Source organism: Streptomyces pratensis (assembly GCF_016804005.1).
GTDB lineage: Bacteria > Actinomycetota > Actinomycetes > Streptomycetales > Streptomycetaceae > Streptomyces > Streptomyces pratensis_A.
Genome location: NZ_CP051486.1, coordinates 3,409,133 through 3,433,428, shown reverse-complemented (window position 1 = coordinate 3,433,428; position 24,296 = coordinate 3,409,133). Strand labels below are relative to the sequence as shown.

The 24,296-nt window shown below is 68.8% G+C and carries 2 protein-coding genes; both read right to left on the bottom strand.

Going from position 1 to position 24,296, the window contains the following annotated elements; genetic code table 11:
* Window positions 1–35: 35 nt before the first annotated feature.
* Window positions 36–13,541, bottom strand: a complete 13,506-nt coding sequence (locus tag HED23_RS14545) for a type I polyketide synthase (protein ID WP_420803075.1) — start codon at window positions 13,539–13,541, stop codon at window positions 36–38.
* A gap of 4 nt (window positions 13,542–13,545) precedes the next feature.
* Window positions 13,546–24,078: a type I polyketide synthase gene (locus HED23_RS14540; protein WP_203183847.1), complete on the bottom strand. Its 10,533-nt coding sequence runs from the start codon at window positions 24,076–24,078 to the stop codon at window positions 13,546–13,548.
* Between the last annotated feature and the right edge of the window lie 218 nt (window positions 24,079–24,296).

Below are 24,296 nucleotides of genomic sequence, written 5' to 3'. Positions count from 1 at the left end.
AAGCCATGGTTTGCACGCGCGTCGACAACTGCCGGTCAGGACTTGCCGAATTCGCGCTGAATGAGGTCGAACAATTCATCCGACGTGGCCGCGTCGAGCGCGGGGTCCACCTCGACGGTCGTCGGCGTGGACGTGTCCGACGACGTGACAGGCGCCTGTGAGCCACCCCACGCCGCCAAAAGGCCCTGAAGTCTCTCCGTGATGTCCTCACGGTCGACGCCGGTGGCAGGCAACCCGGAGAGCATGCGTTCCAACTCGGTGATGGCCGACGCGACCGGGGCCGCGGCGGACATGTCCTGAGCCAGCTCGGAACACAGGTGCTCCGCCAGCGCGGCTGACGAGGTGAAGTCGAAGAGGAGCGTGGTCGGCAGACGGAGCCCTGTGAGGGAAGCCAGCCGGTTACGCACCTCGACAGCCATGAGCGAGTCGAAGCCCAGCTCCACGAAGCCCCGTCTGGGCTTGACTGCGTCGGACGACTCGTGTCCCAGCACCCGCGCCGCCTCGCCTCGCACGAGTTCGAGCAGGATACGGCTCTGCTCCGGCACGGTGGCCGCCGACAGCCGCTCACGCAGTTGCATCGCCGCATCACCAGGTCCGGTGTCCGTCGCTGCATCTGACTGCTTCAGCGCCTCATGCGCGTCGATGAGTTCACCGAGAAGAGGGCTGGGGCGTCGAGCCGTGAACGCGGGTGCGAAGCGTTCCCAGTCCACCTCGGCGACCGTGAGGGTGGTCTCGTCTTCAGCCAGCGCCTGGTGCAGCTTGGTGACCGCCCGGGATGGAGCCAGCGCGACGAGTCCGTGCCGGTGCAGGTCCTCGGTCGTGCCCTCCGCCATTCCGCCTTCGGCCCAGGGTCCCCAGGCGATGGAGGTGGCGGTCAGGCCACGGGCCCGCCGCCCCTCGGCCAGGGCGTCGAGGTGCGCGTTCGCCGCCGCATAAGCGGCCTGGCCGCCGCTGCCCCATACGGCGCTGATCGACGAGAACAGCACGAACGCGTCGAGCGTCCGGTCACCGAAGACCGCGTCCAGGTTGTCCGCACCCATCACCTTGGCACGCAGCACACCCGCGAACTCGTCCCCGGTCATACCCACCAGGCCGGTCATCTGACCGACACCAGCCGCGTGGAACACCGAGCGCACCGGCCCACCGGACGCCTCGACCTCCTCCACCAGCCCCGCCAGAGCACCCCGGTCACTCACATCACACGCCGCGACCACCACCTCGGCGCCCAGACCCTCCAACTCCTCCACCAACTCCGGCGCAGCCGAACCACCACGACTCACCAGCACCACACGGCCGGCACCCTCACCCACCGCCCACCGGGCCACATGCCCACCCAGAGCACCCGAACCCCCCGTCACCAACACCGTCCCACCCACAACCACACCCGCACCCGCACCCGCACCCGGGGCACGCACCACACGACGCCCGAACACACCCGAGCCCCGCACCGCCACCTGATCCTCACCACCCCCACCGGCCAACACACCGCACAACCGGCCCAGCACCCGCTCGTCCACAACAGCCGGAACATCGACCAACCCACCCCACACACCAGGCAACTCCAGCCCGGCCACACGCCCCAGACCCCACACCTGCGCACCCAGCGGATCCACCACACCATCCGCACGCCCCACCGACACCGCACCACTCGTCACACACCACAGACGCACCGGCACATCCACACCGGCCAACACCTGCACCAACCCCAACGTCCCCGCAGCGTCCAACAACGACACCACACCGGACACACCGGCCAACCGCTCCCCCAACACCCCACCATCGACAACCCCGTCGACCACCAGCAACCCCGCACCACGAGCCACCAGCCCCGACACCACCGGACCATCCACACCACCCGGCCCACACACCACTAGCCAACCACCCGCAAGCGACTCCGACACCACACCCGCGACCGACTTCCACACCACCCGATAACGCCAGGCATCAGTGGGGTCGGTGCGTGAAGCAGTCGGCTCCTCGAACCAGTAGTGGTTCCGCTGGAAGGCGTAGGTGGGCAGGTCGATGCGGCAGGCGCCGGTACCGGCGAAGTACGCCACCCAGTCCACCGCCGATCCCCGTACGTGGAGCTCGGCGAGGGCAATGACAAGCGTCCGGGCCTCGTCGCGGTCCTTGCGGAGAACCGGGACGAACGCGGAGTCCTCGACGCAGTCCTGGCCCATCGCGGACAGCACACCGTCCGGACCCAACTCCAGGAACACGGTCACACCCTGCTCCTGGAGCGCACGCATCCCGTCCACGAAACGGACCGCGTCACGGACATGGCGCACCCAGTAGTCCGCCGAGCAAACCTCGTCGCCCGATACGACCTCACCGGTGACGTTCGAGACGATCCCAATCCCAGGCCGGTGGAAGGTCAGGGACTCCGCGACTGTCCGGAAGTCGTCCAGCATGGCGTCCATGCGGGGCGAGTGGAACGCGTGGCTCACCCGAAGCCGCTTGGTCTTACGACCCTCCGCCTCGAATTGCGCGGCAATCGCCAGGACCGCGTCCTCATCACCGGAAACCACCGTCGCAGAGGGCCCGTTGAGCGCTGCGATGGACACGCCGTCCGTCAGCAGCGGCAGGACTTCCGCCTCCGTCGCCTGGAGCGAGACCATCGCCCCACCCGCCGGCAACGCCTGCATCAGACGACCACGCGCCGCCACCAGCTTCGCCGCATCCTCCAGCGACAACACCCCGGCCACGTGCGCGGCCGACAGCTCGCCGATCGAATGACCCAGCAGGTAATCCGGCTTCACGCCCCATGCAGAGACCAGGCGGAACAGCGCAACTTCGAGAGCGAACAGCCCAGCCTGGGTGAACTGCGTCTGATCCAGCAGTTCACCACCCTCGAACACCACATCCCGGATCGGCTGGTCCAAGTGCCGGTCCAGCTCCGCGCACACCGCATCGAACGCATCCGCGAACACCGGATAGGACCCATACAGCTCACGGCCCATACCCGACCGCTGCGCACCCTGACCCGAGAACAAAAACGCCGACCGGCCTTCGACCACCTCGCCCCGCACGGACCGGTCACCGATCAGCACAGCACGGTGCTCCAACGCCGCACGCGTCGTCACCAGCGAGAACCCGATATCCACCGGATTCCGGCCCTCGGCGAACGCCGACAACCTCTCCACTTGCGCATCGAGCGCCTCGGCCGACTTCGCCGACACCACCCACGGCACCACCGGCACCGGGGCCGGAGCCGAAGGAGCAATCGCCTCCGTATGCGGCGCCTGCTCAAGAATCACGTGCGCGTTCGTACCACTGATACCGAACGACGACACAGCCGCCCGGCGTGCCTCACCCGTCTCCGGCCACGCCACCGACTCCGTCAGCAGCTCCACCGAGCCTGCCGACCAGTCCACCTGCGACGACGGCTCATCCACATGCAACGTGCGCGGCACCACACCGTGCCGCATCGCCATCACCATCTTGATCACACCAGCCACACCCGCAGCAGCCTGCGTATGACCGATGTTCGACTTCAGCGAGCCCAGGTGCAGCGGATGTGCGTCGTCACGCCCCTGCCCGTACGTAGCGAGAACTGCCTGCGCCTCGATCGGGTCGCCCAGGGCAGTACCGGTGCCATGCGCTTCCACGGCGTCCACCTGGGAAGCCGACAAACCGGCGTTCAGCAACGCTTCTCGGATCACCCGCTGCTGCGACGGGCCGTTCGGTGCCGTGAGACCGTTCGACGCACCGTCCTGGTTCACCGCACTGCCCCGCACCACAGCCAGCACCTCATGGCCGTTGCGCCGCGCATCGGACAGCCGCTCCACCAGCAGCACACCCACGCCTTCGGACCAGCCCGTGCCGTCCGCAGCCTCTGCGAATGACTTGCACCGGCCGTCCCCTGCAAGCCCGCCCTGCCGGGAGAACTCCGAGAACGTCACCGGAGTGCCCATAACCGTCACGCCACCGACCAGTGCCAGCGAGCACTCGCCCGACCGCAGGGCCTGAGCAGCAAGGTGCAGAGCCACCAAAGACGACGAGCACGCCGTATCCAGCGTGACGGCCGGCCCTTCGAGCCCGAAGGCGTACGAGACGCGACCGGACAGGACACTCGTTGCGTTGCCCGTCAGGAGATGCCCGCCGACGCCCTCCACCTCACCGGCGTTCGCTCCCGATGCGTATCCCTGGCTCGCGGCTCCGGCGAAAACAGCTGTGCGGCTGCCGCGTACGGAGAGCGGGTCGATGCCCGCACGCTCGAACGCCTCCCACGACGCTTCGAGCAACAGGCGCTGCTGCGGGTCCATCGCCAGCGCCTCACGCGGCGAGATCCCGAAGAACTCGGCATCGAACGAGGCAGCGTCGTGCAGGAAGCCGCCCGAGCGTGCAAAGGAGGCGTTCGGGTCCACGGCCCAGCCCCGGTCGACCGGGAATCCGGTGATTCCGTCGGCCTCCGCGACCAGCAGGGACCAGAGGTCCTCCGGAGTACGGACGTCGCCGGGGAGTCGGCAGCTCATGCCCACGATGACGATCGGGTCGTCGCCCGTGACGGACGTGCCCGTCGCGGTCTGTGACGAGGGCTCTCCGGCACCGAAGAGCCGCACACGCAGGTAGTCCGCCAGCGCAGCGGGGTTCGGGCAGTCGAAGACAAGAGTGGTGGGCAGATCGAGACCGGATTCCTTCTGCAGCAGATTCCGTAGCTCGACGGCCGTCAGGGAGTCGAACCCCAGTTGCTGAAACGCTCGGTCCGCCGGGATCCTGGCCGTGTTCCGGTGGCCCAGAACCGACGCGACCTGCCGGCGCACGAGGTCGAGCAGCGCAGCGGCCCGCTCCATCTCCGGAAGGTCGCCGAACCTGGCAGGAGGGGAGGAGGGCCGGCTGTCGGCAGTGCCGGATCCGTCGAGCTCGGTGAGTTCCCTCAGCAGTGGGCTCACGCGTACGGCGGTGAACGTCGGCGTGAAGAGTTGCCAGTCCACATCGGCGACCGTGATCACGGAGTCACTCTCATCGAGAGCTTGCTCGAGTCCAGCGATCGCCATGGCCGGCGCCATGGCGATCAGACCACGTCGACGCAGGTGCTCCGCGGCTTCTCCCTCGGCCATTCCGCCTTCGGCCCAGGGTCCCCAGGCGATGGAGGTGGCGGTCAGGCCACGGGCCCGCCGCCCCTCGGCCAGGGCGTCGAGATGCGCGTTCGCCGCCGCATAAGCGGCCTGGCCACCGCTGCCCCAGATCCCAGCGATCGACGAGAACAGCACGAACGCGTCAAGCGTCCGGTCACCGAAGACCGCGTCCAGGTTGTCCGCACCCATCACCTTGGCACGCAGCACCTCGTCGAAGTCGTCCCGCCGAGTGTCGGCAACTGACGCAAAGCGGTTGATACCAGCCGTATGGAACACCGAGCGCACCGGCCCACCGGACGCCTCGACCTCCTCCACCAGCCCCGCCAGGGCACCCCGGTCACTCACATCACACGCCGCGACCACCACCTCGGCGCCCAGACCCTCCAACTCCTCCACCAACTCCGGCGCAGCCGAACCACCACGACTCACCAGCACCACACGGCCGGCACCCTCACCCACCGCCCACCGGGCCACATGCCCACCCAGAGCACCCGAACCCCCCGTCACCAACACCGTCCCACCCACAACCACACCCGCACCCGCACCCGCACCCGGGGCACGCACCACACGACGCCCGAACACACCCGAGCCCCGCACCGCCACCTGATCCTCACCACCCCCACCGGCCAACACACCGCACAACCGGCCCATCACCCGCTCGTCCACAACAGCCGGAACATCGACCAACCCACCCCACACACCAGGCAATTCCAGCCCGGCCACACGCCCCAGACCCCACACCTGCGCACCCAGCGGATCCACAACACCGTCCGCACGCCCCACCGACACCGCACCACTCGTCACACACCACAGACGCACCGGCACATCCACACCGGCCAACACCTGCACCAACCCCAACGTCCCCGCAGCGGCCAACAACGACACCACACCGGACACACCGGCCAACCGCTCCCCCAACACCCCACCATCGACAACCCCGTCGACCACCAGCAACCCCGCACCACGAGCCACCAGCCCCGACACCACCGGACCATCCACACCACCCGGCCCACACACCACCAGCCAACCACCCGCAAGCGACTCCGACACCACACCCGCGACCGACTTCCACACCACCCGATAACGCCAGGCATCAGGGGCGAACTGCGCCTCGTTGCCGGAATGAACTGACGTCGCCATCTCGGGCCAGTACCGCTGCCGTTGGAAGGCGTAGGTCGGCAGCTCGATGCGGCGGGCACCGGTGCCGGCGAAGTACGCCGCCCAGTCCACCCCCGAACCCCGTACATGAAGCTCGGCAAGCGCGGTGACCAGCGTCCCTGCCTCGTCACGCTCCTTGCGGAGAACCGGGACGAACACCGACTCCTCGATGCAGTCCTGGCCCATCGCGGACAGCACACCGTCCGGACCCAACTCCAGGAACACGGCCACACCCTGGTCCTGGAGCGCACGCATCCCGTCCACGAAGCGGACCGCCTCACGGACATGACGCACCCAGTACTCGGAAGTACAGATCTCGTCCGCCGACACCACCTGCCCGGTGACATTCGAAACGATCCCGATCCCAGGCGCGTGGAAGGAAAGACCCTCGGCAACCGCACGGAAATCGTCCAGCATGGCATCCATACGGGGCGAGTGGAACGCGTGGCTGACCCGCAGCCGCTTGGTCTTACGGCCCTCCGCCTCGAAGTGCCCAGCGAGCGCGAGGACGGCGTCCTCGTCACCGGAAACCACGCTCGCGGAAGGGCCGTTGAGCGCTGCGATGGACACGCCGTCCGTCAGCAGCGGCAGGACTTCCGCCTCCGTCGCCTGGAGCGAGACCATCGCCCCACCCGCCGGCAACGCCTGCATCAGACGACCACGCGCCGCCACCAGCTTCGCCGCATCCTCCAGCGACAACACCCCAGCGACGTGCGCGGCCGACAGCTCGCCGATCGAATGACCCAGCAGGTAATCCGGCTTCACACCCCACGCCGAAACGAGACGGAACAAGGCCACTTCGAGAGCGAACAGCCCGGCCTGGGTGAACTGCGTCTGATCCAGCAGCTCACCACCCTCGAACACCACATCCCGGATCGGCTGGTCCAAGTGCCGGTCCAGCTCCGCACACACCGCATCAAACGCATCCGCGAACACCGGATAGGACTCGTACAGCTCACGGCCCATACCCGACCGCTGCGCACCCTGACCCGAGAACAACACACCCATACGCCCCGGGGCCACCGACCCCACGACCGTCCGGTCCCCCACAACCACAGCACGGTGCTCCAACCGCGCACGCGTCGTCACCAACGAGAACCCGACATCCAGAGGATTCCGATCGTCGGCGAACGCCGAGACCCGCTCCACCTGCGCATCGAGCGCCTCGGCCGACTTCGCCGACACCACCCACGGCACCACCGGCACCGGGACCGGAGCCGAAGGAGCAATCGCCTCCGCATGCGGCGCCTGCTCAAGAATCACGTGCGCGTTCGTACCACTGATACCGAACGACGACACACCCGCCCGTCGCGCCTCACCCGTCTCCGGCCACGCCACCGACTCCGTCAGCAGCTCCACCGAGCCCGCCGACCAGTCCACCTGCGACGACGGCTCATCCACATGCAACGTGCGCGGCACCACACCGTGCCGCATCGCCATCACCATCTTGATCACACCAGCCACACCCGCAGCAGCCTGCGTATGACCGATGTTCGACTTGATCGACCCCAGCAGCAGCGGCCTGCCCTCCGACCGACCCTGCCCGTACGTCGCCAGCAGCGCCTGCGCCTCGATCGGGTCACCCAGCCGGGTACCCGTACCGTGTGCCTCGACCATGTCCACCTGGTCCGGGCCGAGACCTGCGTTCGCCAGGGCCTGGTTGATGACCCGCTGCTGCGAAGGACCGTTCGGCGCCGTGAGACCGTTCGACGCACCGTCCTGGTTCACCGCACTGCCCCGCACCACCGCCAGCACCTCGTGCCCGTTCCGCCGCGCATCCGACAGACGCTCCAGCAGCAGTACGCCCACACCTTCGCCCCACGCCGTCCCGTCCGCGGCTTCCGCGAACGCCTTGCACCGGCCGTCCGGTGCCAGGCCGCCCTGCCGGGAGAATTCGACGAATGCGCCGGGAGTCGACATGACCGTCACCCCACCGGCCAGGGCCAGTGAGCATTCGCCCGAGCTCAGCGCCTGGCTCGCCCAGTGCAGCGCCACCAGGGACGACGAGCACGCCGTGTCCACCGTCACTGCGGGGCCCTCGAGTCCCAGCGTGTAGGACACCCGGCCGGAGAGCACACTGGCGGAGCTGCCCGTGGCACCGTACCCGGCGACCGACTCGCCTGCACCGCCCATGAGATGGGCGTAGTCCTGCCCGTTCGTACCGGCGAAGACTCCGGTCGAGCTGCCGAAAAGCGACGAAGGGTCGATGCCCGCGCGTTCGAGGACCTCCCAGGACGCTTCGAGCAGCAGCCGCTGCTGGGGGTCCATCGCCAGCGCCTCACGCGGCGAGATCCCGAAGAACTCGGCGTCGAAGTCAGCGGCTTCGTGCAGGAAGCCGCCCTCTCCTGTGGACGAGGTGCCCGTGCCGGCGGAGTCGGCACGCGGACCGTGGAGCGAACCGAGGTCCCATCCGCGGTTCTCCGGCAGGGTGGTGATTCCGTCCGATCCGGCGGCCAGCAGGTCCCACAGCTCTTCCGGCGAGGTGACGCCACCGGGGAACCGGCAGCTCATGCCGACGATGGCGATCGGGTCGTCCGCATCGTCCCTGCGGTCGTCCGGAGCCGTCAGGGTTCCGCTGTCCTGCGACGGCGCCAGCTGGGAACGCAGGTGGCGTGCCAGAGCAACTGGGGACGGGTAGTCGTAAACGAGTGTCGTCGGCAGGCTGAGCCCAGATGCGGCGTCGAGCCGGTTACGCAGTTCGACCGCGCTGATCGAGCTGAATCCGAGGTCCAGGAATGCTCTGTCTGCTGGCACCGCTTCCCTGGATCCGTGGCCCAGCAGCGCGGCGGCCTCGTCGCGGACCAGGTCCAGCAAGAGGCGGAGGCCCTCCTGTTCCGGCATGGTGCGCAGGCGTGCGGCGAGCGCCGAACGGTGTACGGGCTCCTGCTGCGCCGGGCCGGCTGCACCCGGGCCCGCCTCATGGACGTGGGCCAGCTCGCGGAGCAGTGGGTTGGGCCGAAGCGCAGCGTTCCGCCCGGCGGCCCGGTCCCACCGCACATCTGCCACGACGAGCGAGGTCTCGTCGTCCTGGAGAGCCTGTTGCAGGGCCAGGAGAGCCAGTTCGGGGTCCATGGAGCCGACACCGCCGCGCGCGAAGTTCTCTTCCTGCGCGGCTCCGAGGCCTCTGCCGTGCCAGTGACCCCATTGGATCGCGACGGCTGTCAGGCCTTCGGCGCGGCGATGGTGGGCGAGGGCGTCGAGGAAGGCGTTGGCAGGGGCGTAGTTCCCCTGACCGGCGCCGCCGATCAGACCTGCGACGGAGGAGAAGAGCACGAAAGCGGAGAGGTCGAGCTCGCGGGTGAGTTCGTGCAGATTCATCGCGGCTCGTGACTTCGCCTGGAGTGCACGTTCGAGCTGGCCGATGCTCAGGGTGTCCAGCAGGCTGTCGTCCAGCAGCGCCGCGCTGTGCACGACCGCCGTCAGGGGCAGTTCGGCCGGGACCGAGGCGAGCAGGGCGGCCAGCGCGGACCGGTCACCCGCGTCACAGGCCGCGAGGGTGACCTTGCAGCCCTTCGCCGTGAGTTCGGCCGCCAGGGACTCCGCGCCGGGTGCTTCGGCGCCGCGTCGGCCGACGAGCAGCAGGTGTTCGGCGCCCCTCTCCGCGAACCAGTGGGCGGTGTGCGCGCCCAGCGCGCCGGTGCCGCCCGTGATGAGCACCGTGCCTCGGGGGGAGCGCCAGTCGTGGGAGGCAGGAGTACGGGCAGGGCGGGGTGCGGGGACGAGCCGGCGCCCGTGCACACCTGTGGCACGGATCGCCAACTGGTTCTCCTCGTCGTCGCGCGCCGCGAGGACTGCGCGGAGACGACGGGACGCCCGCCGGTCGAGGTCTTCGGGGAGGTCGAGCAGGCCTCCCCAGCTCTGCGGGCGTTCGGCACTGATCACGCCGCCCAGTCCCCAGAGCAGGGCCTGGGCGGGGTCGGTCACGTGATCCGTGCGGCCCACCGAGACGGCGCCACGGGTGGCGATCCACAGCGGAGCTTGCACCGCGGTGTCCGTGAGGGCCTGGACGAGGGCAACCGTGTGCGCGAGCCCGGCCGGAACGGCGTCCGTCCGGGGGTGGGTGCGTACGTCCAGAGCGAGCAGCGAGAGCACCCCGGCCATGGCTGTGTCGGGTGCGTCGCCCAGCGCGGTGCGTATGAGGGTGGCCAACGCGTCGCGATCGCTGCCCGGAGCCACACGGACGACGACGGTGTCGGCGGGGGCGAGTGCGTCGAGGCACGCGTCGAGGTACGGGTCGGCTGCGGTCGTCGCGGGCACCGCCACCAGATACGTGCCCGTCGGCTGAGGTGTTGCGGTCGCTTCTGCGATGCGCTTCCACAGCACGCGGTAGCGCCAGGAATCGACGGTGGACAGAGCGGTGCGCTGTCGGCGCCACGCGGACAATGCGGGCAGTGCCGCTGCGAACGACTGCTCGGTGTCGACCGCGAGTGTCCGTGTGAGGGCCTCCAGATCCGCGCCCTCGACGGCGGTCCAGAACGCGTCGTCCTCCGGGGCGGTTCCGGGCCGGTTCGTGTCCGTCGTGCCGGCCAGGGCCAACCAGTAGCGCCGGTGCTGGAACGCGTACGTGGGCAGGTCCACGCGCCGGGCGCCGGTACCTGCGTACACGGCACGCCAGTCCGGCTCCACACCGTTCGTGTGGGCGGCGGCGAGCGAGGTCATGAACCGGCGGGGCTCGTCCTCACCTCGCCGCAGGGTGCCGAGCGCCACCGCGTCGCCGCCCACCGTGTTGAAGGTCTCCTGAAGTCCTGCTGTGAGTACCGAGTGCGGGCTGACCTCGATGAACACCGTGTGCCCGTCGGCGAGTGCGGCGGTGGTCGCCGCCTCGAACTCCACCATGGACCGCAGGTTCCGGTACCAGTAGTCGGCGTCCAGGCCGGCGGTGTCGATGAGCCCGCCCGTCAGCGTGGAGTAGAAGGGAATCTCCGCGGAGCGTGGGGCGAGCCCCTGCAGGGCCTCCGCCAGCCCCTCACGGATGCTTTCGATTTGCGCCGAATGGGACGCGTAGTCCATCGCGATGCGCCGGGTCCGTACGTCGGCTGCCGCGCACGCGGACACGAAGGCGTCCAATGCGTCCAGGTCACCCGATACGACGACGGACATGGGCCCGTTGACGGCCGCCACCGACAGCCGGGTGCCGTACGGCCGCACCTGCTCGCGCACCCATTCCACCGGGCGCGGCACCGACACCATCCCGCCCTTGCCGGAGAGAGGCATCGTCACCTCTCGCCGTCGCGCCACCAGGCGGGCCGCGTCCGGGAGGGAAAGGGCTCCGGCAACGGTGGCTGCGGTGATCTCGCCCTGGGAGTGGCCGATGACAGCGGCCGGCTCCACTCCGCACGAACGCCAGAGCTCGGCCAGCGAGACCATGACCGCCCACAGCACCAGCTGCATGACGTCCGCCCGGTCCGACGAAGGGGCGCCCTCCACGCGTCGCACCACGTCCAGGAGGGACCAGTCCGTGTAGGGGGCCAGCGCCTCACCGCACTCTGCGAGCCGCGCCGCGAAGACGGGGGACGACTCCACGAGGCCGGACGCCATCCCGGTCCACTGCGCACCCTGCCCCGGGAACACGAAGACCGGCTTGACCCTGCGGGACGCGGTCCCCTGTACGGCGCCGGGGGCTGTCCCGACGTGGGCCACGGACCGGAGCGCGGACAGGAAGCCGTCGTGGTCCTCAGCCACCAGGGCCACGCGATGTTCGAGCGAGGCCCTGGTGGTCGCGAGCGACCAAGCGATGTCCACCGGGGCGGGACCGCCACCGCGGCGTGTCTCCAGATGCGCCAGGAGACGGGCGGCCTGGGCAGCGACCGCCTCCGGCGACTTCCCTGAGAGCACCCATGGTGCGGTGCCGGTGGCCAGCAGGGTTCGTGCGTCAGCTCCTGGTGCGTCTGCCGGGCCGGGGGCCGACGGGCTGTCGAGGACTGCCTGTTCGAGGATCACATGCGCGTTGGTGCCGCTGATTCCGAACGAGGACACCCCCGCCCGGCGCGGCTCGCCCGTCTCGGGCCAGTCCATCTGCTCGGTCAGCAGCTCGACGCGCCCGGCCGACCAGTCGACGTGCACCGACGGCTTGTCGACGTGCAGGGTCTGCGGCAGCACCCCGTGCCGCATCGCCATCACCATCTTGATCACACCGGCCACACCTGCGGCAGCCTGCGTGTGCCCGATGTTCGACTTCAGCGACCCGAGCCACAGCGGCCGGCCGTGAGTCCTCTCCTGCCCGTACGTGGCGATGAGTGCCTGCGCCTCGATCGGGTCGCCGAGTGTGGTGCCGGTGCCGTGCGCTTCCACGGCATCCACCTGGGCGGCCGTCAGCCTGGCGCCTGCCAGGGCCTGCCGGATGACGCGCTGCTGGGAAGGACCGTTGGGCGCCGTCAGGCCGTTGGACGCCCCGTCCTGGTTGACGGCGGAACCGCGTACGACGGCGAGCACCTCGTGCCCGTTGCGGCGCGCGTCCGACAGCCGCTCCACCAGGAGTACGCCTACGCCTTCACCCCAGCCCGTGCCGTCGGCTGCGGCGGAGAAGGCCTTGCACCGGCCGTCTGCGGCAAGGCCACGCTGCCTGCTGAAGTCGATGAATGTGGCCGGGGTCGTCATCACCGTGACCCCGCCGGCTATCGCCATGGTGCACTCACCAGATCGCAGCGACTGCACAGCGAGGTGCAACGCCACCAATGACGACGAGCACGCGGTGTCGACGGTGACCGCCGGTCCTTCGAGTCCCAGGGTGTACGAGACCCGGCCCGTGACGACGCTGCTCGCGGTGCCGGTACCGAGGTATCCGTCGACGCCCTCGGGCACGGCACCGACGCTCGCCGCGTGATTGTGGTACATCACCCCGGCGAACACACCCGTACGGCTGCCCCGCAGTGACAGCGGATCGATTCCGGCGCTCTCGAACGCCTCCCAGGAAGCCTCCAGCAGCAGGCGCTGCTGCGGATCCATGGCCAGCGCCTCACGCGGCGAGATCTTGAACGGTTCCGGGTCGAAGTCGCCGGCGTCGTGCAGGAACCCGCCCTCGCGGGTGTAGCTGGTGCCTGGCCGCTGCATCTCGGGGTCGTACAGCGCTTCCAGGTCCCAGCCGCGGTCGGTGGGGAAGTCGGTGATCCCGTCCCGGCCGGAGGCCGCCAGTTCCCACAGCTCGTCGGGGGTCCGTACGTCACCCGGGTACCGGCAGCTCATCGCCACGATGGCGATCGGCTCGTTGTCCTTCTCCTCGACGGAGCGCAAGCGCTCGCCGGTCTCGTGCAGCTCAGCGGTGACCCGCCGGAGGTATTCGCGGAGCTTGTCTTCGTTCGCCATCAGCGATTCACCTGCCGAACTTGTTGTCGATGAAGTCGAACAGCTCGTCGTCTGAGGCTGTACCGAGTGTCTTACTGAGGTTGAAGCCGTCACCGGCCTCGTCACCCAGGCCGTCCTGGGCACCCGCCGGCACGCGCTCCTCGTTCCACCTGGCCATGAGTGCGTTCAGCCGGGCAGTGATGGTGGCGACGGAGTCCTCGCCTTCCGGCGTGAGCGCGTCGAACACCGTCTCCAGCCGATCGAGGGTTTCGAGCACCGAGTCCATCGCCGCATCGCCGGGGGCGATCTCGGTCAGGATGTGCTCCGACAACTCGCCGGGGGTGGGGTGATCGAAGACCAGAGTCGCGGGCAGCCTCAACCCTGTCGCCCTGTTCAGCCGGTTGCGGAGGTCCACGGCAGTGAGCGAGTCGAAGCCCAGCTCGGTGAAGGCCTCGTGCGGCCTGATGGACGCCCCCGAGGCGTGGCCGAGCACCTCAGCCACCTGGTCGCAGACCAGCTGAAGTGCCAGCCGCTCACGCTCTGCGGCGGGTACCGCACGCATCCGGTCGGCATAGTGAGGGGTGCCGCCGGACTCGGCGTCGCGGCCCTCCTCGCCGAGGCGCCTGATCGGCTTTCGTACGAGCGACCGAAGCACCGCGGGCACGTCGTCCGTCAGGGCGTTCTCACGCAGCACGGCGAAGTCGAGGGGGACGGGGACGAGTACCGGCTCGTCGATCAAGGCTCCGGCCGCGTCGAACAGGCTGAGCCCCTGCTCCGTGGACAACGGCAGAAGACCACCCCGGGCCATCCGCCGCAGATCATCCTCACCGAGCTGCCCCGTCATCGCACTCGCCTGGGCCCACAGCCCCCACGCCAGCGACTGCCCCGCCAGCCCCTCCGCCCGCCGGACCTCCGCCAAAGCATCCAGGAACGCGTTCGCCGCCGCATAGTTCGCCTGACCTGCACCACCGAACACACCGGCAGCGGAGGAGAACAGAGTGAACATCGACAGATCCATGCCACGCGTCAGCTCATGCAGATGCCACGCCGCATCGACCTTCGGCCGCAACACCGCAGCCAACCGCTCCGGCGTCAGCGAGGACACCACACCGTCATCCAGCACACCGGCCGTGTGCACCACACCCGACAACGCACACTCCGGGGCAATACCGGCCAGAACCCCAGCCAGCGCGGCACGGTCCGCGACGTCACACGCGACGAAACGAGCCCGCGCTCCCAACTCCTCCAGCTCCGCAACCAAGTCGGCCGCCCCCGGAGCATCCGCACCCCGACGACTCACCAGCAACAGATCCCGGACACCACGCTCCACCACCAGATGACGCGCCACCAGACCACCCAGCGCACCACTGGCACCCGTCACCAGCACCGTGCCCGCACCGACCACCGGAGCACCGCCACCCGTACCGGCCGACACCCGCACCAGCCTCGGTACGAACGCCGCACCTCCACGCACCGCGACCTGCGGCTCACCCGAAGCCACCACAGCCGACAGGACCGGCTCCCGGACCTCGTCGACATCCGCCAGAACGAACCGGCCAGGATTCTCCGACTGCGCCGACCGCACCAAACCCCACACAGCAGCCTGGACAGGATCCGGCACCGCTCCCGTCTCGCAAGCAACCGCACCCGAAGTCACCACGACCAACCGCGCATCGGCGAACCGCTCATCCGCCAGCCACGCCTGCACCAACCCCAGCGCCCGCCCCGCCACCTCGTGCGCACGGGACACCACATCCCCGGCCCCCGAACCCGAACCCGCGAACGACACCGCCACCACACCCGGCGTCGGCTCACCGGGGTCCACCGAAACTCTCCAGTCCTCGACGGACCCCACCTTCAACGAACGCTCAGATCCGCCCACTGCCAGCCGCAGCTCCGACCACTCCATACGGAACAAGGAATCCGAGGCCGCGCCGGCCGCCCGGACCTGGTCAGCCGAAACAGGCCTCAGTACCAGCGAGTCCACCGACGCCACCGGACCACCGGCCGCATCAGCCAGCACCAACGACACACCGGAACCCTCCGGCGTGATCCGCACCCTCAGAACCGACGCACCCACAGCATGAAGCGAGACCCCCGACCACGCGAACGGCAGACGCGCATCGCCATCCTGACCGCCCGCCAGCCCCATCCCATGCAAGGCAGCATCGAGCAGAGCCGGATGAAGCCCAAAGCCCTCGGCATCCGCCCCATCAGGGAGGGCGACCTCCGCAAACAGGTCATCCCCACGCCGCCACGCAGCACGAAGCCCCCGGAACACCGGCCCGTACCCAAGACCCAGATCGAGCAACTGACCGTACAGACCCGCCACGTCCAGCCCGACAGCACCCCGCGGCGGCCACTCCTCCAGCGACTCACCCACGCCCGCACCCACGGCCAACGTGCCTACCGCATGCCTCGTCCACTCCGCGCCCACGTCCGAGCTCACCGCAGGGCGGGCATGCACGGCGACCTCACGACGCCCGGCACTGTCTGCGGACCCGACGACCAGCTGCAACTGGGTGTCGACCTGCTCGGACAGCACCAGTGGCGCCTCGAGCGTCAACTCCTCGATCAGGTCGCACTCAACGTACGAGGCAGCATGCAGCGCGAGGTCGACGAACGCGGTGGCGGGCAGAAGGACCGAGCTCATGACCGTATGGTCGGCAAGCCACGGATACCGGCCGGGTGACAGCAAGCCGGTGAAAACCGTGCTCCCTCCTCCGGCAAGCGGAACCGCCGCTCCGAGGAGTGGGTGACCGACGGAGCTCTGTCCGAGGCCACTCGCATCGGTGGGCTGCGCGACGGCGTCGGCGAGCCAGTAGTGCGCACGCCGGAAGGCATACGTGGGGAGATCGATGCGGCGGGCGCCGGTGCCGGCGAAGTACGCCGCCCAGTCGACGGCCCCTCCGCGTACATGGAGTCCGGCGAGCGCGGTCACCAGTGTCTGCGCCTCGTCACGGTCCTTGCGGAGAACCGGGACGAACGCCGACTCCGCCGACTCCTCGATGCAGTCCTGGCCCATCGCGGACAGCACACCGTCCGGACCCAGCTCCAGGAACGTGGCCACGCCCTGGTCCTGGAGCGCGCGCACTCCGTCCACGAAGCGGACCGCCTCACGGACATGGCGCACCCAGTAGTCCGCCGAACAGATCTCCTCGTCCGACACAACGCGACCAGAAACGTTTGAGACGACAGTCAATTGCGGCGACCCAAACGTAAGGCTCTCCGCGATTTTTCGGAATTCCGCCAGCATGGCGTCCATGCGAGGCGAGTGGAACGCATGGCTGACCCGCAGCCGCTTGGTCTTACGACCCTCCGCCTCGAAATGCGCGGCAATCGCCAGGACCGCGTCCTCATCACCGGAAACCACCGTCGCAGAGGGCCCGTTGAGCGCTGCGATGGACACCCCGTCCGTCAACAGCGGCAGGACCTCGTCCTCGGCGGCCTGGAGCGAGACCATCGCCCCACCAACTGGCAGCTCCTGCATCAAACGGCCACGCGCCGCCACCAGCTTCGCCGCGTCCTCCAGCGACAACACCCCGGCGACGTGTGCGGCCGACAACTCACCGATCGAATGACCCAGAAGGTAAGCCGGCTTCACACCCCACGCCGAAACGAGTCGGAACAAAGCCACTTCGAGAGCGAACAGCCCCGCCTGCGTGAACTGCGTCTGATCCAGCAGCTCACCACCACCGAACACCACATCCCGAACGGGCTTATCCATATACAGGTCCAGCGCCGCACACACCGCGTCGAAAGCATCCGCGAACACCGGATACGCCTCGTACAGCTCACGGCCCATACCCGACCGCTGCGCACCCTGACCCGAGAACAACACCGCCAGACCACCGGACACGGCAGCCCCGCGAACCACCCGGTCACCGACGACCACCGCACGGTGATTCATCAGCGCACGCGTCGTCACCAACGAGAACCCGACATCCACCGGATCCCGATCCCCGGCGAACGCCGAGACCCGCTCCACCTGCGCATCGAGCGCATCGGCCGACTTCGCCGACACCACCCACGGCACCACAGGCACCGAGCACACCGCGGGGGAATCCGGCTTCCCCACTTCACGAGCCTCTTCGACGATCACGTGTGCGTTGGTGCCGCTGATACCGAACGACGAGACAGCCGCCCGACGCAGCTCACCCGTCTCCGGCCACGCCACCGACTCCGTCAGCAACCGTACGTTTCCAGCCGACCAGTCCACCTGGGACGACGGTTCGTCCACGTGCAGCGTCTGCGGCAGCACACCGTGCCGCATGGCCTGCACCATCTTGATGATCCCGGCCACACCCGCGGCAGCCTGGGTGTGCCCGATGTTCGACTTGATCGACCCGAGCCACAACGGACGCTCCTCCGCCCGCTCCTGCCCGTACGTCGCCAGCAACGCCTGCGCCTCGATCGGGTCACCCAGCTTCGTACCCGTACCGTGCGCCTCCACCGCATCCACCTGCGAAGCCGACAGACCCGCGTTCGCCAACGCCTGACGGATCACCCGCTGCTGCGAAGGACCGTTCGGCGCCGTCAGGCCGTTCGACGCACCGTCCTGATTCACCGCACTGCCCCGCACCACAGCCAGCACCTCGTGGCCGTTACGCCGCGCATCCGACAGACGCTCCACCAGGAGCATCCCCACACCCTCGGACCACCCCGTACCGTCCGCCGCATCAGCGAACGCCTTGCACCGGCCATCCGCCGCCAGACCACGCTGCCGGGAGAACTCCACGAACGTCCCAGGCGTCGCCATCACCGTCACACCGCCGGCCAGCGCCATCGAACACTCACCCGACCGCAACGCCTGAATCGCCCAGTGCAACGCCACCAACGACGACGAACACGCCGTATCCACCGTCACCGCCGGACCCTCAAGACCCAACGTGTACGACACCCGACCCGACGCCACACTGCCCGAGTTACCGATGCCGAGGTATCCCTCGGTGTCGTCCGGCACGCCCTTCAGACGGGAGGCGTAGTCGTGGTACATCACACCGGCGAACACACCCGTACGGCTTCCACGCAGCGAAGCGGGGTCGATGCCCGCCCGCTCGACAGCCTCCCACGAGGCTTCGAGGAGGAGCCGTTGCTGCGGGTCCATCGCCAAAGCCTCACGCGGCGAGATCCCGAAGAACTCGGGGTCGAACTCAGCTGCTCCGTAGAGGAATCCGCCCCTCTGCGTGTACGTCGTGCCCGTCCGGTCAGGATCGGCGTCGAAGAGCTTGGAGATGTCCCAGCCTCGGTCGGTGGGGAAGCTGTCGATGCCGTCGCCGCCGTCCGCCACCAGTCGCCACAGGCCGTCCGGATCGGACACCGCACCCGGATAGCGGCAGCTCATACCGACGATCGCGATCGGGTCGTCCGCCGCCACGACGTCCACGGCCGTGTCGTGAGTGGAGCCGGTCTCGTCCCCGAGCGCCTGAGAGAGAACGTACGCGGCCAGGTCCGCAGGGGTCGGATAGTCGAAGACCAGGGTGGCCGGAAGGTGCAGCCCCGTCGCAGCCGCGAGCCTGTTGCGTAGTTCGACGGCGGTGAGAGAGTCGAAGCCCAGCTCCTTGAACGCCTGCGTCGCTTCGATGTCACGGCTGGACGCGTACCCGAGGACAGTCGCTACCTGGGCCTTCACCAGCCCGTCCACGAGCCGCTCCCGATCTGCGGACGAAAGACCGGCCACGCGGTCGGCGAGCGCGGCACCTCGGGCTACCCCTGATCCGGCAGCTCGCGTCCTGTGTAGCTGCACAAGATCCCGAAGCAGCGGAGGTACGTCCGCCGTGGAAGCGAGGCGACGCAGGGCGGCACGGTCCAGTTTGATGGGCACGAGGACGCCCACGCCGGCACCTGGTGCGGCATCGAACAAGGACAGGCCCTCGGGCGCGCTCAGTGGCATGACGCCGTCCCGGGCCATGCGCTGGAGGTCGGCGGCGTCGAGACGCCCGAGCATCCCGCCCTCGGCCCAGGGGCCCCAGCCCAGCGACAGACCCGCCAAGCCCTCGGACTGCCGGACCTCGGCCAAGGCATCCAGGAACGCGTTCGCCGCCGCATAGTTCGCCTGACCCGACGACCCCAACGTCGCCGCAGCCGAGGAGAACAGCGTGAACATCGACAGATCCATGCCACGCGTCAGCTCATGCAGATGCCACGCCGCATCGACCTTCGGCCGCAACACCGCAGCCAACCGCTCCTGCGTCAACGACGACACCACACCGTCATCCAGCACACCCGCGGTGTGCACCACACCCGACAACGCACACTCCGGGGCAATACCCGCCAGAACCCCAGCCAGCGCCGCACGGTCCGCGACATCACACGCGACGAAACGAGCCCGCGCCCCCAACCCCTCCAACTCCGCAACCAAGTCGGCCGCCCCCGGAGCATCCGCACCCCGACGACTCACCAGCAACAGATCCCGGACACCACGCTCCACCACCAGATGACGCGCCACCACACCACCCAGCGCACCACTGGCACCCGTCACCAGCACCGTGCCCGCACCGACCTCAGGAGCACCGCCACCCGTACCGGCCGACACCCGCACCAGCCTCGGTACGAACGCCGCACCTCCACGCACCGCGACCTGCGGCTCACCCGAAGCCACCACAGCCGACAGGACCGGCTCCCGGACCTCGTCGACATCCGCCAGAACGAACCGGCCAGGATTCTCCGACTGCGCCGACCGCACCAAACCCCACACAGCAGCCTGGACAGGATCCGGCACCGCTCCCGTCTCGCAAGCAACCGCACCGGAAGTCACCACGACCAACCGGGCATCGGCGAACCGCTCATCCGCCAGCCACGCCTGCACCAACCCCAGCGCCCGCCCCGCCACCTCGTGCGCACGGGACACCACATCCCCGGACCCAGAACCCGACTCCGACTCCGACTCCGACTCCGACTCCGACTCCGCGAACGACACCGCCACCACACCCGGCACCGCATCCAACACGTCCAGACCGGTGACCAGCCGCACGCCAAGAGCAGGATCCGCCGCGCCAAGCGCGTGCTCGACCCAGCCGACCTGGAACAACGCATCGCGCAACCCGCCCGACGACTGCACCTGGTCAGCCGAAACAGGCCTCAGTACCAGCGAGTCCACCGACGCCACCGGACCACCGGCCGCATCAGCCAGCACCAACGACACACCGGAACCCTCCGGCGTGATCCGCACCCTCAGAACCGACGCACCCACAGCATGAAGCGAGACCCCCGACCACGCGAACGGCAGACGCGCATCGCCATCCTGACCGCCCGCCAGCCCCATCCCATGCAAGGCAGCATCGAGCAGAGCCGGATGAAGCCCAAAGCCCTCGGCATCCGCCCCATCAGGAAGGGCGACCTCCGCAAACAGGTCATCCCCACGCCGCCACGCAGCACGAAGCCCCCGGAACACCGGCCCGTACCCAAGACCCAGATCGAGCAACTGACCGTACAGACCCGCCACGTCCAGCCCGACAGCACCCCGCGGCGGCCACTCCTCCAGCGACTCACCCACGCCCGCACCCACGGCCAACGTGCCTACCGCATGCCTCGTCCACTCACCATCGGCGTCCTCAGCCGGCCGTGAATGCACCCCGACCACCCGACGACCATCCGCCGAAGGCCCACCCACCGACAACTGCAACGACACACCACCACGCTCAGGCATCACCAAAGGCGCCTGCAGCGTCAACTCCTCCAGATACCCACACCCAACCCGCTCCCCCGCATACAACACCAACTCCACGAACGCCGTACCCGGCAACAGCACAGAACCCAGAACCACATGATCCGCAAGCCACCCGTGCGACTGAAGCGACAACCGCCCCGTCAACACCAGCCCGTCCCCCTCAGCAAGGGACACCTCCGCACTCAGCAGAGGATGATCAACCGCACGCGCACCCAGACCCGAACCGTCAACCGCACCCGCCGGAAGAGACGCCAGCCAAAAATGCTCACGCTGGAAGGCATACGTCGGCAGGTCGACACGACGGGCCCCGGAGCCGGCGAAATACGCCGCCCAGTCGACGGACCCTCCGCGTACGTGGAACTCGGCAAGCGCGGTCACCAGCGTCAGGGCCTCGTCACGCTCCTTGCGGAGAACCGGGACGAACACAGACTCCTCGACGCAGTCCTGGCCCATCGCGGACAGCACACCGTCCGGACCCAACTCCAGGAGCCTGGTCACGCCCCGGCCCTGGAGCGCACGCATCCCATCGACGAAGCGAACCGCCTCACGGACATGACGCACCCAGTAGTCCGCCGAACAGACCTCGTCGCCCGATACGACCTGACCGGTGACGTTCGAGACGATCCCGATCCCAGGCCGGTGGAAGGTCAGGGACTCCGCGACTGTGCGGAAGTCGTCCAGCATCGCGTCCATACGCGGTGAATGGAACGCGTGGCTGACCCGAAGCCGCTTGGTCTTACGACCCTCCGCATCGAAATGAGCAGCGATCGCCAGGACGGCATCCTCGTCACCGGAAACCACCGTCGCAGACGGCCCGTTGAGCGCGGCGATGGACACGTGCTCGGTCAGCAGCGGCAGGACTTCCGCCTCGGTGGCCTGGAGCGAGACCATCGCCCCACCCGCCGGCAACGCCTGCATCAAACGACCACGCGCCGCCACCAGCTTCGCCGCATCCTCCAGCGACAACACCCCAGCGACGTGCGCGGCCGACAACTCACCGATCGAATGACCCAGCAGATAGTCCGGCTTCACACCCCACGCCGACACCAACCGGAACAACGCCACTTCGAGAGCGAACAGCCCCGCCTGCGTGAACTGCGTCTGATCCAGCAGCTCACCACCACCGAACACCACATCCCGAACCGGACGGTCCAGATGCCGGTCCAGCTCCGCACACACCGCATCAAAAGCATCCGCGAACACCGGATACGCCCCATACAGCTCACGGCCCATACCCGACCGCTGCGCACCCTGACCCGAGAACAACACACCGGTCCGACCAGGAGCCGCTACTCCCCGGACCGTCCGGTCACCGACGACCACCGCGCGGTGGTTCATGGCCGCACGCGTCGTCACCAACGAGAACCCGACATCGACCGGATCCCGATCCCCGGCGAACGCCGACAACCGCTCCACCTGCGCCGAGAGCCCGGCCTCGGACTTCGCCGACACCACCCACGGCACGACCGGCACAGGGGCGGGGGCCGAGGCAGCAACCTCCTCCGCGTGCGGCGCCTGCTCGAGAATCACATGCGCGTTCGTGCCACTCACACCGAACGACGACACACCCGCCCGCCGACGCTCACCCGTCTCCGGCCACGCCACCGGCTCCGTCAGCAACCGTACGTTTCCGGCTGACCAGTCCACCTGAGGCGTCGGCTGGTCCACGTGCAACGTCTGCGGCAGCACACCGTGCCGCATCGCCATCACCATCTTGATGACCCCGGCCACACCGGCAGCTGCCTGGGTGTGGCCGAGGTTCGACTTGATCGACCCGAGCCACAACGACCGGTCCTCCGGACGCTCCTGGCCGTAGGTCTCCAGGAGGGCCTGTGCCTCGATGGGGTCACCCAGTGTCGTGCCCGTGCCGTGCGCCTCGACGGCGTCGACCTGTGAGGCGTTCAGGCCCGCGCTGGTCAGGGCCTGCCGGATGACCCGCTGCTGCGCGGGTCCGTTCGGCGCGGTCAGACCGTTCGACGCACCGTCCTGGTTGATCGCAGACCCGCGTACCACCGCCAGGACCTCATGGCCGTTACGCCGAGCATCCGACAGCCGCTCCACCACCAGGACGCCGACACCCTCCGACCAGCCCGTGCCGTCGGCGGCCGACGAGAAGGATTTACATCGCCCGTCGCCCGCGAGGCCGCGCTGGCGGCTGAAGTCCACGAAGGTGCCGGGTGTCGCCATCACCGTCACGCCACCGGCCAGCGCCATGGTGCACTCGCCCTTGCGCAGCGACTGCACCGCCAGGTGCAGGGCGACCAGCGACGACGAACACGCCGTGTCCACGGTGACGGCGGGGCCTTCGAGGCCGAAGGTGTACGCCACTCGCCCCGAGACCACGCTGCCTGAGTTCCCGACCCCCAGGAACGCTTCCACGCCCTCGGGAACCGCCGCGAGACGGGCGGCGTAGTCGTGGTACATCAGTCCGGCGAACACGCCCGTGCGGCTGCCCCGCAAGGTGCCCGGGTCGATGCCGGCCCGCTCGAGCGCCTCCCACGAGGTCTCGAGGAGCAGCCGTTGCTGCGGGTCCATCGCCAGCGCCTCACGGGGCGAGATCCCGAAGAATCCGGCGTCGAATTCGCCCGCGTCGTGGAGGAATCCGCCTTCTTCCGTGGCGGATCTGCCGTCCTGGCCGGAGCCGGCGTCATAAAGGTTGCCGAGATCCCATCCACGGTCGTCCGGAAATGCGGAGATGCCGTCGGTGCCGGCGGCCACGAGTTGCCAGAGGTCCTCGGGACTCGTCACTCCACCCGGATACCGACAGCTCATTCCCACAATCGCGATGGGCTGCTGATCCTGGGCCTCTACATCTCGGAGGCGCTGTCGCGTACGGCGCAGATCTGCGGTCGTCCGCTTGAGGTACTCACGGAGCTTCTCTTCGTTGTCCACTCAACCCAACCCGTCGCGGCGGCCAGCAGGTGAATTTCGACCCACCGTCAAAGGTCCGTCAACACGGAAAACCGGCCCAGCGTCAGCGCGATTTCCTTACGGTTGTTTCGCGGTTCCGCCGCTCCGAAACACTCGGCAGCATTCGAATTGTTCCCCTTACTCGGGGAATCTACGGGGGGTCCGTAGAACCGGACAACCCCTAGGGGGTTGGCTCAGCC